The sequence below is a fragment of the Halobacteria archaeon AArc-dxtr1 genome, from assembly GCA_025517425.1.
GTDB lineage: Archaea > Halobacteriota > Halobacteria > Halobacteriales > Natrialbaceae > Halostagnicola.
In genome coordinates, this window is record JAOPJY010000001.1 from 132,092 (window position 1) to 148,113 (window position 16,022).

Here is a 16,022-nt window from a genome sequence, read left to right on the forward strand (position 1 = left end):
ACCGACGTCCTGACGGTTAGAGCGTGTCGAACTCGACGGCGCTTTTGATGACCTCGTCGCCGGTCTCGAAGGCCTGTTCGAACTCCTCCAACTCGTAGAGGCCGGTCACCAGGTCATCGAAGAGCCACTCCGGAAGCGCCTGGATCGTCTCGACGGCAGCCTCGAAGTGACCCCGATGGGAGTTGACGCTGCCGACGAGGGCCTTGTTCTCGAGGACGAACTCCCGGTGGAGCTTCCCACCGTCGATCTCGAACTCCCAGTCGCCCGGAATGCCCAGCAGGGCGCCGACGCCGTTTGGCGCCAGCGCCTCGATCGTCTCGAACGCGTGGACCGGGTAGCCGGTCGCCTCGTAGACGAAATCGATCGGCTCGTGAGCCTCGGGGACGTCGGCGACGGGCGTCTCCCGGGAGTCGACGTAGGTCGCGCCGAGTTTCTCGATAATGTCGATCGTCGGATCCGGCCGGTCGCGCCGACCCAGACAGTACGTACGCTCGTAGCCGTAGGCGTACTGGAACATCGCGAGCGTGAGGAGGCCGAGCGAGCCGTTTCCGAGTACCATCGCGGATTCGGGTTGCCACTCGAACGCCGACCGGGAGGCGTGGGCGTGCTCGACCGCCTTCTCGCTGACGCTGATCGGTTCGACGAAAAAGCCGAGTTCGGCGAGTTCCTCGGGGATCGGAATCAGGTACTCCGCGGGACTGGTGAAGAACTCGGCCATGTAGCCATGGCCGCCGACGATTCCGCGCTCGATGTACGCGCCGTCGGGAGCCATGTCGGGTTCACCGCGCTCGAAGTACTCGTTGGTGCCGTCGGCCGGTGGACGCCGAACCGTCGGGACGACGACGTCCCCAGCCTCGAGTTCGGTGCCGTTTGGGTCCTCGACGACGCCGACGGCCTCGTGGCCCAGCACGATGTGGTCTTCACCCTCGGGAAGTCCGCCGTGGCCACCCTCGATCACCTCGTGGTCCGTGCCGTCGACCCCGACCCGGAGCGTCCGAACGAGCGCCTCACCCTCGCTCGGCTCGGGGACCGGTTTCTCGAGGAGTTGTGGGCCGTCGCTACCGGGCTCGACTGCGATAACCTTCATTGTCGGACGCTCCGAACCCGCCAGCAATAAATGTACCCGATGTCGAGTAAATCGTCGTCTCCGTGCCGTCGTGTCCTCGAATTGCCACGGCGGTGGCGCCGCTGTGAACGCGACGGTGTCACAGAAGTCGACTGGCTCGCGCCGCGCTACTGCCTCGCACGCGCCTCGTCGACCGTCTCGACGAACGCGGCGGCGGACTCGCGGACGGCGTCGAAGTCGCCCTCGGCGATGGCGTCGTAGTCGACGAGCGCGCTGCCGGCGCCGACTGCGATGGCGCCTGCATCCAGGTAGTCGGCCGCGTTCTCCGTGGAGATGCCGCCGGTCGGGATGACGTCGACGTCGCCGAGCGGGCCGCGAAGCGCGCCGATGTGGCCCGGGCCGACGGTCGAGGCGGGGAACATCTTCAGGATATCTGCGCCCGCCTCCATCGCTTCGATCGCCTCGGTCGGCGTCATCACGCCGGGGGCCGAGAGCACGTTCTGGCGGTTACAGACCTCGACGACCTCGCGCCGGCAGCCGGGCGAGACGACGAACTCGGCGCCGGCGTCGATCGTCGCCCGGGCAGCCGGGCCGTCGAGGACTGTCCCCGCGCCGACGATCGCGTCGGTGTCGGCCAGTTCTCGGTCGACGGCGGCGATCTTCTCGGTCGCGCGCGTGCCGTCGGCCGTGATCTCGATGCCGACGACGCCACCCTCGTAGATGGCGCGGGCGGCCGGCACGATGTCTTCCTCGTCGATTCCCCGGAGGACGGCGAGGACGCCGCCCTCGACGATCCGCTCTCTGACCTCGGTCGGAGCTGTCATCTGTCCTGTGATAGTCGGTGGCCGGTATTTGTTCCGTTCGGTCGACCGTCGGTCGCCAATCTGCACGCGCCTGGCTCGGTATCTTTGCACACGCCCGGCTCGGTACCGGCCGTTATAGAATACGAATCCCTGCGCGCTTACAGGCTCGCTACTGCTTCGAGAGCAATCTCGATGGCGCGGCCGACGTTGTTCTTTGCCTTCTCGGGGAGCTCGTCGTCCTCGGTGTCGGTTCCCTTCTGGGTTCCCTCGACGAGATTGCCATCGACGGTACAGATGGCGCCCGCACGAAGCCCCTTCCGGCGTGCCAGCGTGAACAGCGACGCCGCCTCCATCTCGACGGCGAGCAGCCCTGCAGCCTCCCAGTCGGCGACTGCGTCGTCGCTCTCAGCGTAGTAGGCGTCGTCGGTCGCAATTGGGCCGACGTGTATCTCCTCATCGTTCGCCTCGGCGGCCTCGACCAGCGCCGAGAGCGCCTCGTAGTCCGGCACTGCGGGGTACTCGACGCCCTCGTACCGTTTGGTCGTCCCTTCGTTTTTCGCCGCGCCGGTCGCAACGATCATGTCGCCGATCTCGATTCCCGCCTGCAGCGCCCCGGTCGTCCCGACGCGCACGAGCGTCTCGACGCCGACGGCCGCCAGTTCCTCGACGGCGATCGCTGCCGAGGGGCAGCCGATTCCGGTCGAACAGATCGTGAGGTCCTGGCCGCCGTAACTCGCGTTGACGAGCTTGTACTCTCGGTTTTCTGCGATCGTTTCGACGTCCTCACAGTAGCTCGCGATCCGATCGACGCGGCCCGGATCGCCGGGGAGGAGTGCAATCTCGTGTACGTCCCCCTCGTCGACCAGCAGGTGTGGTTGTGTTGCCATACCGCCGCTTTCGGTGGCGGCGAGAAAAAATTTCCCTGACGCGTCGGCCACCGCTGGCGACGTGAACTGGTGAGTGGTGCCCCTCGGACCGCAGCGATCGTCGCTACCGCGCTGGATCAGTAGACGTGGACGCTCTCCGGCCGTACGACCACGGTCGCGTGATCGACGTCGAACCGGACTTGGCCGTTCGCTCGTCCACTCCCGACGCAGGTATCGGCGAACAGCGCGTCGAGCGCCTCGGGATCGACGTAGTCATACAGCCGCGTGCTGGATGCCGTCACGTCCTCTCCGTGAAACTCCGCGAGCGCCGTTGCAACCGCCACGCTCGCCGGTTCATCGTGGTCCCGATCGTACCGAACGCGTCGTCCGCTATCCCCGTTCGAAACCGCGCTGGTCCTTGGTTTCATCATGTCTCTCACACTGTCACGGATGTGTGACTGTGTGGATGATATGCCAACCTCTCACAACATATATCTATCGTCAGACAGCACCGTCTGAGAACGACACTGGTGTCTGCCCCAACATAGCTTCGACACGGGAATAACCGTACTGGTCAGCGACGTGTCGTGAGAATCCGTTCGACGGCTGCGACGGACGGGGCGCTGCGGGCACCCTCGCTGGCAGCGGCCAGCGCGCCGCAGGCGTTCGCGTATGCCAGCGCCTGCTCCGGCCCTGCAGATCGAAGCCGCGCCGCGATGAACCCCGCGGCGAATGCGTCGCCCGCGCCGGCCGTATCGACAGAGTCGACGTCGAACCCGGGGTGGGCGTACGTGCCGCTCGGATCGTGCAACTCGGCGCCGTCACCGCCGTACTTGACGACGACGGTTCGATCGTCGAACGTCGACTCGTCGCCCTCCGCGTTGAGGACTGCCTCAACCTCGCTGTCGGTGGCGAAGATGACGTCCACAAGCGCCAGCGTCTCTCCGTAATCGCGCTCGCGGAGTCGGCGGCCGGGATCGAAGCTGACGGTCACGCCCGCCGTCGCGGCGATTCGGGCGATCGCCGCGGCCGTCTCGGGGCGCTGGCTCGTGAGATGGACGTGTGATGCCGACTCGATCTGAGATGCGTCGACGTCTTCGGGAGAGATTGCCTCGTTGACGCCGTCGTTTCCGAGGACCGAGACCTCACCGTCGTCGTCGACGAGCAGGTACTTCACTGCCGTCTGAGCGCCTTCGACGACGCGCAATCCTGAGAGTGAGACACCCGCCTCGCCGAGTTCACGTCTGGCGAGCAGTCCGTTGTCGTCGTCGCCGACGCTCCCGATCAACCCGACGTCGACGTCCAGTGCAGCGAGAGCGGCCGCCACGTTCGCGGCGCTCCCGCCGCCCGACTGGCGCTGTGTTCGTATCGCCGCCTCGCCGTCGGGTTCGGGCAGTCGGTCGACCCGCAGCGTCACGTCCCAGTTGACGTGACCGGCGGTGAGCACCGTGACCATTCGTCGGCCGAATCGTCGTGGTCGGACGAGAAAACGCTGGCGCTCGCTCTCGCGTTCGGTCGGCCGGCTGGATGGGGCTGAACACTGTGCGTGAGAAAAAGGCGACTATGCGACCGTAAACAGCAACACGTTGTGGACGGCCGGTCCGAGACCGACCGCGGCGACGAGTGCCAGCAGCAGCCGCGCTCGCTTCGGATCTTCGCGGACGAAGTCGGCGAACAGGCCGACCACTACAAGCGAGAGCCCGACCTTCACGAGGACGAACAGCCAGCCAGCGCCGATGAGGTCGTACGTCGGGAGTGACTCGGCCGCTTCGAGGATCGCTCTCGAAGCGGGGACGGTCTCTGCCGCGCCGAGGATGTCGTAGCCGATCGCAGTCGAGACGCCATCTAACGTGTGGCCGACGACAACGACGACGCCGGTCGCCCCGGTGACGGCGGCGACGTCTTCGAACCAGTTCGCGAGTGCCAGCCACGCCATCACGGAGACGAGCGCCGCCAAGACGATCGAAACGACGGGCCAGAAGGGGCTGAACGTGCCGCTATCCCACCCCACGAACAACACCGCTGTCGCGGTGGCCCCAAAGAGTGCGACACCCACCATGCCGAGCAATCCCTCGATCGAGTCGAGCAATCCACTTCCGTAGAGGTAGATCGCGACGATCCAGACGAGGCCGGCCAGCGCTGCCGTCGTCAGGTAGACCGTCGGCGCGCCGAACAAGTCCGCGAGGATGCCAGGTGCGGCATCGATCTGATAGAGGACGTGAAACGTCGATCCGAGCACCATCCACGGAACCAGCGCGAGCACCGTTCGGTCGGTCACCGGCGGTCCGAGCGTCCACAGTATCGCCGCGAGGGCGACGAGCAGGACCACGAGCGGAACGAGGAGTTCCAACGCCGGTAACGCGAACCCGTCGGGAAGTACCATACGCCCGAATAGTTCGGAGCACCGACTAACAAGTTCCGGTTAGTCCGGTTGTCCACCAGCCCCTGCCCGCACGGCCCCGACCGCTACAGCTCCCAGGGGGCAGCCGTCGTCTCGCCAAAGAGCTCTCGCATCAGCGTGACGATGCTCTCGGGTGGGAACTGGCCGCGCTCGGTAACGATCGCGTCGACGTATCGCGGCGGTGTGACGTCGAACGCCGGGTTTTCGACGGTGAGCCCCGAAGCTGCCTCGTCGCTCTCGATCTCGGAGTGCTCGTCGGCCGAGAGTACTTCGGCTGGTTCGCGCATCTCGATTTCGACGGTGTGTCCCGTCATCGTGTCCGGGTGGAGCTTGATCGTCTGAGCGGCGACCATCACGGAGGTTCCACGTTCGCGGGCAATCACGGCCAGCCCGCTGGTTCCGATCTTGTTGATCACGCTGCCGTCGGCTGCGATGCTGTCGGCGCCGACGAGGAGGTGGTCTGCCTCTCGGAGGTAGCGCCGGGCCGCGTTGTCGACGATCATCGTCACTGGAACGCCCCACTCGCGCAGCTGTCGGGCCGTGAGGTGACCCTGCGTTCGCGGGCGCGTTTCGGGGACGATCGCCTCGATGTGCTTGCCGTCGGCCAGCGCCGCCTCCACGCAGGCCAGGGCGTCCGTCGAGTGGCAGTGAGTCATCACTACGTCGCCATCACGCAGTCGATTCGCGCCGATCTCGCCCAGTTCGTCCTGGGCGCGTTCTAGATCGCGCTGGAACTGCTCGGCGCGCTCGACCGTCGCAGACTGTAGCTCCGGGACGCGCTCGCCTTCGACGCCGCGGAGAACGTACCGAAGGGCGTTCGGCAAGCTGACCGCGGTCGGTCGCGTCTCGTAGAGTTCCCGCGCGGCGGCGCGGAGTTCGGCGCGAAACGCCTCGGGGGTCTCGGCTGTCGACTGCTCGGCCTGGGTCGCCAGCGCTTCAGCGGCGGCGCCGGCGATCGTCGCTGCTCCGCGGATCTCCATCTCGGCGATGGCGGTGGCAGTGGTCTCGACGCTCGGGTCGACTCTCGTCATCACCGGCCGTTCGAGCCGGGGCACAAAAAGGAACCGGGCGGATTTTTACCGTCTCGGCTGCTGGAGCCCGTATGAACCGGCGCGAACTCGCCCCGCTGATCGATCACACCGCCCTCGGCCCCGAGACGACACCCGCGGCCGTCGAAACCGTCGTCGACGAGGCCCAAGCGCGGGGAATGAACGCCTGCATCCCGCCCTGGTCCGTCGCCGCGGTCCGCGAGCGTGCCCCCGATCTCACGATCGCGACGGTGGTCGGCTTCCCCCACGGACAGCACGACTCCGACGTCAAGCGACACGAGGGCGTCCGCGCCTGGAAGGCTGGCGCCGACGAGCTCGACGTCGTCATCAACGTCGGTCGCCTCCGGGCCGGTGAGGACGACGCTGTCCGGGCCGAAATCGCAGAGCTCGTCGCCGCGGTTCCGATTCCGATCAAAGTCATCGTCGAGACCTCGCTGCTCGACGACGAGGAAACCCACCGCGCATGCGAGGCTGCTGCCGCGGCGGATGCGGCGATGGTCAAAACCGCAACAGGGTTCGCAGAAGGGGGTGCGACCGTCGCGGACGTCGAACTGATGAGTGAGCACCTCCCCGTCAAGGCCAGCGGTGGAATTGGGAGCTACGAGGAGGCGGTGGCAATGCTCGATGCCGGCGCGGCGCGGATCGGTGCCTCGAGCGGTGTCGAGATTGTAGACGGCGCACCGGAATCGTAGCGGAGAGATCGGGGTTCGAGACGGCACAGTAGCACCCAATCTGTCGTGTCGAGCGCTACTCCGTCTGCAACAACTGCTCGATGGCCGACGAGTCGTCCGTCCCGAGCGCCGAGCGGACGAGCAAGTGGCCGCCGAGCTCCGCGAGTCCGATTACGTCGTCCGCGCCGGCGCGACGGAGTTTCTCGACGTTTCGGCGATCGGTAGCGGCCGTGACGATGCGGACGTCGGGATTCAGCTCACGGGCCGTGAGGACGCTCAGGGCGTCTTCGGCGTCGTGGTCGGTCGCCACCAGTACCGCCTTCGCCCGCTTGATACGGGCACGCTGGAGAGGCCCCTCGTCGCTCGGGTTCGCAGTCAACACGCGGATGTCCCTGCTCGAGAGGTCGCTCGCTGCAGACTCGTCTCGGGTGATGACGACGAAGGGGACGCCACTGTCGTCGAGTTCGGTCACGATCGGTTCCGTCAGGTCCCCGTAACCGAGAACGAGGACGTGCTCGTCTAAGCGTTCGAGTTCTGAGTCGGTCATCTTTCCTAAGGTCTTCGTGATGCGTGCCTGGATCGCTGGTCCGACGAGCGCCCCGATGGCGATACCGAAGCTGGCGACGCCGAGGACGACGACGGACATGGTAAACAGCTGTGCTTCGGCGGTTTCGGGGCCGATATCGCCGTAGCCGACCGTACTGGAGGTGATCAAGGTGAAGTAGAAGGCGTCGAGAACGGTCTCGACGCCGTCGAACTGCTCTCGCAGCGCGTACGCGCCGAAGGTCCCGTACAGCTGTACACCAAGCAGCGCCCCGCCAGCGGCGATCTGGGTCGTCGTCAGCGAGAGCGATCTGTCGAACCGGTTTCGCGTGGCGAGCAACAGGGGGATCGAGAGAAGCGAGAGGACGACGAGCGGCAGGGAGTACTGACTCACCTGAAGCAATCCCTGGACCGCCGTCACTGGCATCAGTATCAGGGTCGCATACCAGCCGGCCCGCAGCCCGCGCCGGAGTGCGAGCGCGCTCCCGACCATCAGAAATCCCGTGAACGCGCCGGTGAAGCCGACTGTCTGTTGGACAGCGTCCGGAACCTGTCCCGCGAGCGGCCCGTAGTCGACGGTCTCCTGGCCGATGTTGAAAACGCCAGTGACGACAGAGAGCAACGCCACGGCCAGCGCGAGGGCGACGGCTGCTCGCGTGGTCACGATCCACCGCCAGTTGTCGGGCAACCGCTCGACGACGCGCTCGCCAACCATACATACCGGTCTGCGACGCGCTCAGTTAAACGTCTCCGTCTCGGTCACTCCCCCATCTCGGCCACTCGAGGATCCGGGAGCGGTAGCTACTTGCCCGCGGCGGCGATATCGACGCACATGGAGTGGAAGCTGTTCGCCGATCTCGCGGAGGTCGCCGGAGATCGCCACGTCGCCGTCGACGTCGAGGACGGTGCGACCGTCGGAGACGCCCTCGACGCCCTACTCGCAGACCGGCCGGCGCTCGACGAGCGCGTCCGAACCGACGGCGGCGAGTTGCGCCCGCAGATCAACGTGTTGCGAAACGGGACCGACGTCGACGCCGACGACGGACTCGGCGATCCGGTCGAAGAGGGCGACGAACTGGCCCTGTTCCCGCCGGTCAGCGGCGGGTAACGATGTCCCAGATCGGCGGACGGTCGGCACGGTAACGCTTCTGGTTACCCAGCGGTTTTCTCGTCTCTCCGCCAACGGACCGTATGGTCGACGTCGAGAGCCCAGCCCCAGACACCCGAATCGGCCGAACCGCGCTCCGCGTAGCTGAACGCGAGGAGGTCACGGCGTTCTACCGGGACGTCGTCGGGCTCACGGTGCTCAGCCGTGAGGCGGAGCGGACGGTACTCGGTGCGGACGGGACGGAGCTTCTGGTCCTCTCGGGCGGCGGTACGGCCGCCCCCCGCGGGCGATCGGAAGCCGGGCTCTTTCACACCGCGTTCGCGGTTCCGACGCGTGCCGATCTGGGCGACGCGCTGCGTCGCGTTCGCGACCGCTGGCGCCTCGACGGCGCGGCCGACCACGGCTTCAGCGAGGCGCTGTATTTTACCGACCCGGAGGGTAACGGCGTCGAGGTCTACCGCGATCGGCCTCAGGAGGCGTGGCCCAGAACCGACGGGGGCGACCTTCGGACCATCCAACAGCCCCTCGGTCTCGAAAGACTCGCGGCCAACGCAGCTGGAGCCGACCGGGCGCCGGCCGGGACCACGGTGGGCCACGTCCACCTCGAAGGGACCTCGACCGCCGCCGCCAGATCGTTCTACGTCGACGCGCTCGGCTTCGCCGTGACGATCGACCTCGCCCCGTCGGCGCTGTTCGTCGCGGCGGGTGGCTACCACCACCACGTCGCCGTGAACACGTGGAACGGGCGGTCGAGCCCGAAGACCGCAGACACCCGTGGGCTGGCCTGGTTCGAGCTCGTCGTCCCGGACGCCGCCGCACTTGGGGCGCTTCGCGAGCGCTTCGGGGAGCGCGACGTTTCGGCTCGGGACCGTACAGAGGGGATCGAACTCGCGGCGCCCGACGGGATCTCGGTTCGGGTGCGACGGGAGGGCTGAGTGTGTCCCCCGGCCCTCGCCGATCGTTTGACGGCAACGCCCGATGGGTGCGACTGGGAGCGAATCGGTCTCCGCAACGTCGTCATTTCGACGCACTGGCCGGTCATCTTCCGGCAGCTCTGTCGACACCAACGTCGTTGCCCGCTCACTGAACGTCAGAACACATCTTCATTCGAGACTGATTTTCCATGAAATGCGTAACCTTATTTCCCCTTCGGCAGCAGACCTGCGTATGGACAAGGGAAACCGGGAGATCGTAGCGCATGTCCTGCTTCCGGTCGCCAACGAGGAGGACGCTCGCGCGACGGCTCGGACGTTAGAGCCGTATCAGCCCGATCGCGTAACGGCACTCCACGTGGTCGAAAAGGGCGAGGGGGTTCCGGACAAGACGCCCGTCGAACAGTCCGAGGAGATCGCGGCCGACTCGTTTGTAGCCGTCCGAACGGTGTTCCCTGACGCCGACGGACGAAAATCGTACTCACGAGACGTTACGGAGGCCATCTTCGACGTCGCCGATGAGATCGACGCGACCGCCATCGCCTTTCGCTCGCGAGCCGGTAGCCGGATCACACAGCTCCTCTCCGGAGACCGGTCACTCAAACTAGTTACGCAAACCGATCGGCCGGTTATTGCACTTCCACGGCAGGATACAGATGACTGACAACGACGAAGAGCTCGCCAAAGACATCGGGCTCGTCTCCGCGATGACGATCGGCATGGGGACGATGATCGGGGCGGGGATCTTCGTCCTTCCGGGCGTCGCCGCCCGGGAAGCCGGCCCGATCGTCGTTCTCTCCTTTATTATCGGCGGCATGATCGCGATGCTAAACGCACTCTCGGTGTCGGAACTGGGGACGGCGATGCCGAAAGCCGGCGGCGCGTACTACTACGTCAACCGCGCTCTCGGGCCGGTGTTCGGCTCGATCTCTGGGCTTGGGGACTGGCTCGGGCTCGCCTTCGCGTCTGCGTTCTACACGATCGGCTTCGGGCAGTATCTGGGCGAGTTACTCGAGTTGCCGTCGATTCTCTTTCTCAACAGCGTTCAGGTCGGGGCCATCCTCGCCGGTGTGATCTTCGTCGGCGTCAACTACATCGGCGCCAAAGAGACCGGCGGCATCCAGACGGTGATCGTGACGATTCTGCTCGTGATCCTGGGCGTCTTCGCGCTCGTCGGCTGGTTCTCGTTCGACTGGGCGACGGTGACGGGGTCGGGTGGCTGGGCGCCCGAAGGCACGGCCGAGATTCTGCCCGCTACCGGGCTCGTGTTCGTCTCATTTCTCGGGTACGCGAAGATCGCAACCGTCGGCGAGGAGATGAAAAATCCCGGCCGGAATCTCCCGATCGCGATCGTCGGCAGCGTCGCCATCGTCACCGTCCTCTACGGCATTCTCGTGACGATCATGCTCGGAATCGTCCCGTGGCCGGACCTCAGCCGCGACGCGCCCGTCGCGCAGGCGGCCGAGGTGGCGTTCGACGACTTCCCCGGCGGTGCTGCCGGCATCGCCGCCACGGTCATGACACTCGGCGCGCTGCTGGCGACTGCCTCCTCGGCGAACGCCTCGATTCTGGCGTCGGCCCGGATCAACTTCGCGATGGGACGGGACAAGATCGTTACCGACTGGCTGAACGAGATCCACCCCCGCTTTGCGACGCCGTACCGGTCGATCGCCGTTACCGGCGCTCTGATCGTCGGCTTCGTCATCCTGCTGGGGACCGATATCGAGGTTCTGGCAGAAGCCGCGAGCGTCCTCCACCTCATCGTCTACGCGCTGTTGAACGCCGCTTTGATCGTCTTTCGGGAGACCGACCACCCGAGTTACGACCCCGAGTTCCGGGTGCCCCTGTATCCGATCGTCCCGATTCTCGGGATCGTCCTCTCGCTCGGACTGATCTACTTCATGACCCCCGAAGCACAGATCCTCGCCGTCCTGTTCGTGGTCGGTGCGCTCCTCTGGTACGCCCTCTACGCTCGCCGAAAGACCCCCATCGAGGGAGCACTCGGCGAGTACGTTCGCGAGCGACCCGACGAGATGCCCGACTTCGCCGTCTCTGCTGCAGAAGCTGCCTCTCCCGAGGGAGCACAACCCTACTCCGTGATGGTTCCCATCTCGAACCCTCGGACGGAGACCGAGCTGATCTCGCTGGGAAGCACGCTGGCAAAGCAACACGACGGCGTGGTTCACGCGGTCCACATCGTACAGGTACCCGACCAGACGTCGCTCGAACACGTCTCCGAGCGACTCGACCGATTCGACCCGAACTCGGAGCAGTTGATGGCGAGCGCTCGAGAGACGGCCGCAGAGCACGGTGCTGAGATCGAAACTCACACCGTCGTCTCTCACCGCTCCTTCGAGGAAATCTTCGACTCGGCCGAACGGCTGAACGCCGACAGCGTGGTCCTCGGGTGGGGTCCCGACCGAGCGTGGTCCAGCGGCCGAACCGGTGGCGCACTGGACGAGCTGACGATGAACCTGCCCTGTGACTTCCTCGTCTTCAAGGATCGCGGGTTCGACCCCTCCCGTATCCTGCTGCCGACCGCCGGCGGTCCCGACTCGGACCTGAGCGCGGAGGTCGCCAAAGCGTTCCGCGACGTACACGGCTCCGAGATCTCCGTGCTACACGTCGTCGACGAACAGACCCAGCGAGGGAAAGGGATGAGCTTCGTCGGCGAGTGGGCCGACGACCACGGCCTCGGCGATGCGAACTTCCTCGTCGGAACGGATGGCGACGTGCAGGGAGCTATCGCCGACGCAGCCGAAGACCACTCCCTCGTGTTGCTCGGTGCAACCGGACGTGGACTGCTCTCGCGGCTGCTCGGCGACTCGCTCGTGTTCGAGGTTGCTGACGAACTCGAATGCTCGGTACTGCTCTCCGAACGGCCCACGTCGGAGTCCCTTCGCGAACGGGTGCTCGGACGGTCCAAAGACGAACGGGCCGACGCTGTCGAACAGTAGGGCTCGGCCGGCGCTGTGTCGGCGGCCCGATTTCGGATCCTCTCGGCTTCGAACGCTACAGCAAGAACTGTACTGTCAGTCGCTACGTCCAGGGAACCGAGCGATCCTGAATCTCGCCGGCCAGCGAGGTCCCCATCGCCTCCTCGACGTCCTCCGCGTTGGCGAGCGCCCACATGAGCTTCACTGTCGCCGTCTCGGGGAGTACGTCCTCTCCTTCGACGACGCCCGCCTCGAGCAGGTCGCGACCGGTGTCGTAGACACGGTCACAGACCCGCCCCTCGAGACACTGGCTGGTCATCACGACGGTCGTCCCGTCCGCGATCAGCGACTCGATTTTGGGGATCAGGTCCGTGTGGACGTGGCCGAGGCCGGTCCCCTCGACAATCAGCCCTGCCGAGCCCTCGGCGACGTCGAAAAAGGCGGGGTCCATCCCCGGCGTGAACTTCACGAACTCGACGTCGGTCGCTACGTCCGATGCGATAGCAAGGTCGGCCTCGCCCCGCTCGCGGTGCTCGCGGCGGAAGGACACTTCCTCGCGTTCGTAGTCCACCTCGCCGAGCGGTTCGGCGCCGACGGTCTCGAAGGCGCTCCGGCGCGAGGTGTGGCTCTTGCGGACCCGGGTCCCGCGGTGGAGCGCACAGGTCGTGTCGGACTCGCTCGCGTGCATGCAGACCAGCACCTCCGCGCAGTCTGCTTTCGCGGCTTCGACGGCGCAGACGGCGTTCATCACGTTGTCCGAGGACGGTCGGTCCGCGGAGCGCTGGCTACCCGTAAAGACGATCGGGACCGGCGTCTCGAGCATGAAAGCAAGCGCGGCGGCCGAGTACTGCATCGTGTCCGTCCCGTGCATGACGACGACGCCGTCGGCGCCGGCTTCGATCTCTTCGTGGACGGCTTCGGCGAGTTCCTGCCAGGTCGCCGGCTCCATGTTCTCCGAGAGGATGTTCGTCACGACGCGCCCGCGGTAGTTCGCCCGGCCCGCGAGGTCCGGAACCGCCCGGAGGACGTCCTCGGCGTCGAACTGGGCGGTGACCGCGCCGGTCCGGTAGTCGATCGTCGAGGCGATGGTGCCGCCCGTCGAGATCAGCGAGATCGTCGGCAGTTCCTCGTCGAAGGTGATCTCGGAGCCGCCCTCGTCTGTGCCGCCGTCTTCGACGTCGTAGACGTCGCTCTCGATGACGTCGACGTCGGCCCCCTCGCGTTCGACACCGACGTTGTAGCCGCCGTCGAGTTTCACGACGAGGTGGTCGTCGGTACTCGAGGGGAGTAAGACGCCCTCGTAGCTGCGCTCGTCCGCGTCCACGCTGACGCGATCGCCTGGATTCATGTGCCCGGGTTGCGGTCGCGCGGACTTGAAGGCACCCTTTCGATGGGCGAAGCTATCGCCGCAGGGAAAGGTCCATAGTCCCGGCTCACCTCGCCTGACACATGAGTGATCGCTCGGAGGAGGTGACGACCGATCGGGACGAGCCCTCGACCGACGAGCTCGTCGCCGAGACAGAGCGGCTTCTCTCCGGAGACGCCGATCTCGAAGCCGACGAGGCGACCGAGGATCGGTCGAGGGGTGTCGACGGGCTGTCCGATTCGTGGTCCGGGTCTCCGTCCGAGGAAGCGGCGACGGACTCCGAGACGTCGGGCGACACCTCGACGTCGCGGCTGGGGTCGCTTGGCGCGCGACTCTCACCAACGCGGTACTTTTCGGTGGGTGCCTTCCTCGTCTGCTTACTCGCCGTCGGGACCGGACTGTTCGTCGGCGATCTGCTCGTTCCGGTCGCCGGTCGTCTCCTCGGCATGTTCCTCGCGGCGCTGCTGGCCGGACTCGTCGCCCCGACGCGACGGTACCTCGAAGTGGCCGCCGCCGGAATTTCCGTCGGTGCCGTCTCGTCGGTGTTCAACTACGCCGTGCTGACGCTGATCGGCGGTATCGGTTCTCCACTGGCACTCGGCGCGACGGCTGGGCTGGTCGTCTGCGTCCTCGGCTACTACTTCGGTCGCGACATCCGTGACGGCTTTTTGCGGGAGGTGTAGCTGCTGTCGCCGATTACTGATCACTTCTTGTCGCCAGTTCCCAGCCGCGTTCCGTCCGCGTGACGACTCCTTCGTCGGCCATCGTCTCGAGTAACTCCGCGACCAAATCGCGAGGCGCGTCGACGTCGCGGGCGAGGTCGTCGACGCCCTTGGGCTCCGAACGGATGCTCGCCAGTAGATCCGCATAGATGCGACTCTCGGGGCCGCCGCCGACGCTCTCGGAGATGTGATCGAGCGTGTCACAGAGTCGGCCCTGTACCCACCGCTGGGCCAGCGAGAGCTCGTTTTCGAGCTGTTCGAGGCGCTCGACGGTTCCCAGCAGATCTGCGAGTTCGTCGGTCTCTCCGTCGGCGACTTCAAGCGAGAGGTGCCGGCAGGTGGTGATGTCGAAGCTGTTGTTCGACGGATAGGCGCTCTTGCTCGCGAAGCCGTACGGCGAGACGCTGACCTCGAGGCGGACGTTTCTGGCGATGTGAAAGTACTTGCGACGCTGATCGTCGACGCGGCTCTCGACCATCCCTGCTTCTTCTAGCTTGCGGAGGTGTTCGATGACCGCCTTGGGGCTGACGCTTAGATATTCGGAGATCTCGGTTACATAACACGGTTTCCGCGCGAGAAGCCGCAGAATGCGCCGCCGGTTCTCGTTTCCGAGGAGGTCCAACAGCGCAGCTGAGTCCATCAGCGGCCGCTAGGCGATGGGTGATCAAAAGCGTGTCTCTCCGTCCGACGAGGGGGCCGATATCGGTCGCCCAGACGGCATTCGACCCGGCGCTCAAGGACCGGAGTCCGCAGGTGGCCCGGCTTCGTCCGGCGGACCGGACTCGGTTTCAGCAGACGAGTTCTCCGCAACCGCTGTGCCAGGTGAAGGGTCGACTCCCGCGAGTTCGGTGGCAATGGCGGCCACCTCGGAGCCGTTCAATGCGTCGGCGTTCTCTCGGAGCTCAGCGAGGGCGTCAGTATCGACGTTCGCGTCCTTAGCGCGCGTCTCGGCCTCGTCGATAGCATCCTGGATGGTGGTGAGTTCGACGGCGTGTCGGGTCAACCGCGCGTTGTAGACTGTCTCGTTCACCGCCCCATCCCGTTCGTCGATCGCGTTTCTGTCGGCCGACATCGACTCGAGACGTTCTTCGAGGGTCTCGATCCGGTCTGTGACGATCGCCTCCTGCTCCGCTTCGGACGCGTCCTCGAACATCCCCTCGAAGATCGCCGCATCAACCGTGCTCTCCGTTTCTGCGGCGTTCGATTGGACGAATTGAGCCATATCCGTTCCGCCCTCGGTGGGCGCCGCCTCGTCGGCTGGCTCGACTGCAGACGGAGCTGCGTCGTCGACGACGGCGACGCTCGCCATCGGCGCGATTGCCAGCCCAATCACGGCGCTTGCAATCAACAGAGCAACACCGCAACTCGCTCTCATCACATCCGGATCGGCTCGTTACTCATAAATAGGCAGGCTTTCGTTCTGACCGTTTCGCGTCCGTTCACGTCCGTTTGAACCTGGCGTAAGCGGTCGTCTCAGACACTCAGACCGTTTTGTCCGTATGACTGTACGTCTTCCCGATACGTCACTCGTCTCCGTTGCCTCTCGCCGTAGCTCGGTG

At 65.9% G+C, this 16,022-nt stretch carries 17 protein-coding genes; 6 read left to right on the plus strand and 11 right to left on the minus strand.

What is annotated here, in order from left to right:
* Positions 1-16 precede the first annotated feature (16 nt).
* The 7 genes from OB905_00665 to OB905_00695 all read right to left on the minus strand — a co-directional run bounded on the left by OB905_00665 (position 17) and on the right by OB905_00695 (position 6,167).
* Positions 17-1,087 carry a glucose 1-dehydrogenase gene (locus OB905_00665; protein ID MCU4924497.1) on the minus strand — a complete coding sequence of 357 codons (1,071 nt, stop codon included), beginning with the start codon at positions 1,085-1,087 and terminating at the stop codon, positions 17-19.
* A 146-nt stretch (positions 1,088-1,233) separates the two neighbouring features.
* A complete protein-coding gene (locus OB905_00670; GenBank protein ID MCU4924498.1) occupies positions 1,234-1,890 on the minus strand; it encodes a bifunctional 4-hydroxy-2-oxoglutarate aldolase/2-dehydro-3-deoxy-phosphogluconate aldolase in 657 nt (218 codons plus the stop codon).
* A gap of 137 nt (positions 1,891-2,027) precedes the next feature.
* The gene (locus OB905_00675) at positions 2,028-2,756 is read right to left on the minus strand and encodes a nucleoside phosphorylase (protein MCU4924499.1); all 729 of its coding nucleotides are present in this window, start codon (positions 2,754-2,756) and stop codon (positions 2,028-2,030) included.
* Between the two features lie 116 nt (positions 2,757-2,872).
* A complete protein-coding gene (locus tag OB905_00680; GenBank protein MCU4924500.1) occupies positions 2,873-3,163 on the minus strand; it encodes a hypothetical protein in 291 nt (96 codons plus the stop codon).
* Positions 3,164-3,309: 146 nt separating this feature from the next.
* Positions 3,310-4,191, minus strand: coding sequence for a PfkB family carbohydrate kinase (locus tag OB905_00685; protein MCU4924501.1), 882 nt, complete (start codon positions 4,189-4,191; stop codon positions 3,310-3,312).
* 105 nt (positions 4,192-4,296) lie between these two features.
* Positions 4,297-5,118 carry a DUF63 family protein gene (locus OB905_00690; GenBank protein MCU4924502.1) on the minus strand — a complete coding sequence of 274 codons (822 nt, stop codon included), beginning with the start codon at positions 5,116-5,118 and terminating at the stop codon, positions 4,297-4,299.
* A gap of 83 nt (positions 5,119-5,201) precedes the next feature.
* The gene (locus OB905_00695; protein ID MCU4924503.1) at positions 5,202-6,167 is read right to left on the minus strand and encodes a ribose 1,5-bisphosphate isomerase; all 966 of its coding nucleotides are present in this window, start codon (positions 6,165-6,167) and stop codon (positions 5,202-5,204) included.
* 71 nt (positions 6,168-6,238) lie between these two features.
* Here OB905_00695 and deoC point away from each other — a divergent pair, with 71 nt between their 5' ends.
* Complete coding sequence (deoC, locus tag OB905_00700; protein ID MCU4924504.1) at positions 6,239-6,877, plus strand: deoxyribose-phosphate aldolase; 639 nt, start codon at positions 6,239-6,241, stop codon at positions 6,875-6,877.
* 55 nt (positions 6,878-6,932) lie between these two features.
* Here deoC and OB905_00705 read toward each other — a convergent pair whose 3' ends face one another.
* Positions 6,933-8,114 carry an NAD-binding protein gene (locus OB905_00705; GenBank protein MCU4924505.1) on the minus strand — a complete coding sequence of 394 codons (1,182 nt, stop codon included), beginning with the start codon at positions 8,112-8,114 and terminating at the stop codon, positions 6,933-6,935.
* A gap of 117 nt (positions 8,115-8,231) precedes the next feature.
* On the opposite strand from OB905_00705, the gene OB905_00710 reads away from it, so the two are divergent.
* The 4 genes from OB905_00710 (at position 8,232) to OB905_00725 (ending at position 12,396) form a co-directional block, all read left to right on the plus strand.
* Entirely contained in the window at positions 8,232-8,507 is a 276-nt protein-coding gene (locus OB905_00710) for a MoaD/ThiS family protein (protein ID MCU4924506.1), read from the plus strand.
* 83 nt (positions 8,508-8,590) lie between these two features.
* Positions 8,591-9,442, plus strand: a complete 852-nt coding sequence (locus tag OB905_00715) for a VOC family protein (protein ID MCU4924507.1) — start codon at positions 8,591-8,593, stop codon at positions 9,440-9,442.
* 232 nt (positions 9,443-9,674) lie between these two features.
* Positions 9,675-10,103, plus strand: a complete 429-nt coding sequence (locus OB905_00720; protein MCU4924508.1) for a universal stress protein — start codon at positions 9,675-9,677, stop codon at positions 10,101-10,103.
* Positions 10,096-12,396, plus strand: coding sequence for an amino acid permease (locus tag OB905_00725; GenBank protein ID MCU4924509.1), 2,301 nt, complete (start codon positions 10,096-10,098; stop codon positions 12,394-12,396). Before OB905_00720 ends, OB905_00725 begins: the two co-directional genes overlap by 8 nt.
* 82 nt (positions 12,397-12,478) lie before the next feature.
* Here OB905_00725 and gatD read toward each other — a convergent pair whose 3' ends face one another.
* Positions 12,479-13,723 carry a Glu-tRNA(Gln) amidotransferase subunit GatD gene (gene gatD, locus OB905_00730; GenBank protein ID MCU4924510.1) on the minus strand — a complete coding sequence of 415 codons (1,245 nt, stop codon included), beginning with the start codon at positions 13,721-13,723 and terminating at the stop codon, positions 12,479-12,481.
* A gap of 101 nt (positions 13,724-13,824) precedes the next feature.
* On the opposite strand from gatD, the gene OB905_00735 reads away from it, so the two are divergent.
* Positions 13,825-14,424: a DUF456 domain-containing protein gene (locus OB905_00735; GenBank protein MCU4924511.1), complete on the plus strand. Its 600-nt coding sequence runs from the start codon at positions 13,825-13,827 to the stop codon at positions 14,422-14,424.
* A 13-nt stretch (positions 14,425-14,437) separates the two neighbouring features.
* On the opposite strand, the gene OB905_00740 is transcribed toward OB905_00735, so the two are convergent.
* Both OB905_00740 and OB905_00745 read right to left on the minus strand, forming a co-directional pair.
* Positions 14,438-15,103 carry an ArsR family transcriptional regulator gene (locus OB905_00740; GenBank protein ID MCU4924512.1) on the minus strand — a complete coding sequence of 222 codons (666 nt, stop codon included), beginning with the start codon at positions 15,101-15,103 and terminating at the stop codon, positions 14,438-14,440.
* Between the two features lie 93 nt (positions 15,104-15,196).
* On the minus strand, positions 15,197-15,838 hold the full coding sequence (locus OB905_00745) for a hypothetical protein (protein ID MCU4924513.1): 642 nt from the start codon (positions 15,836-15,838) through the stop codon (positions 15,197-15,199).
* Positions 15,839-16,022 lie beyond the last annotated feature (184 nt).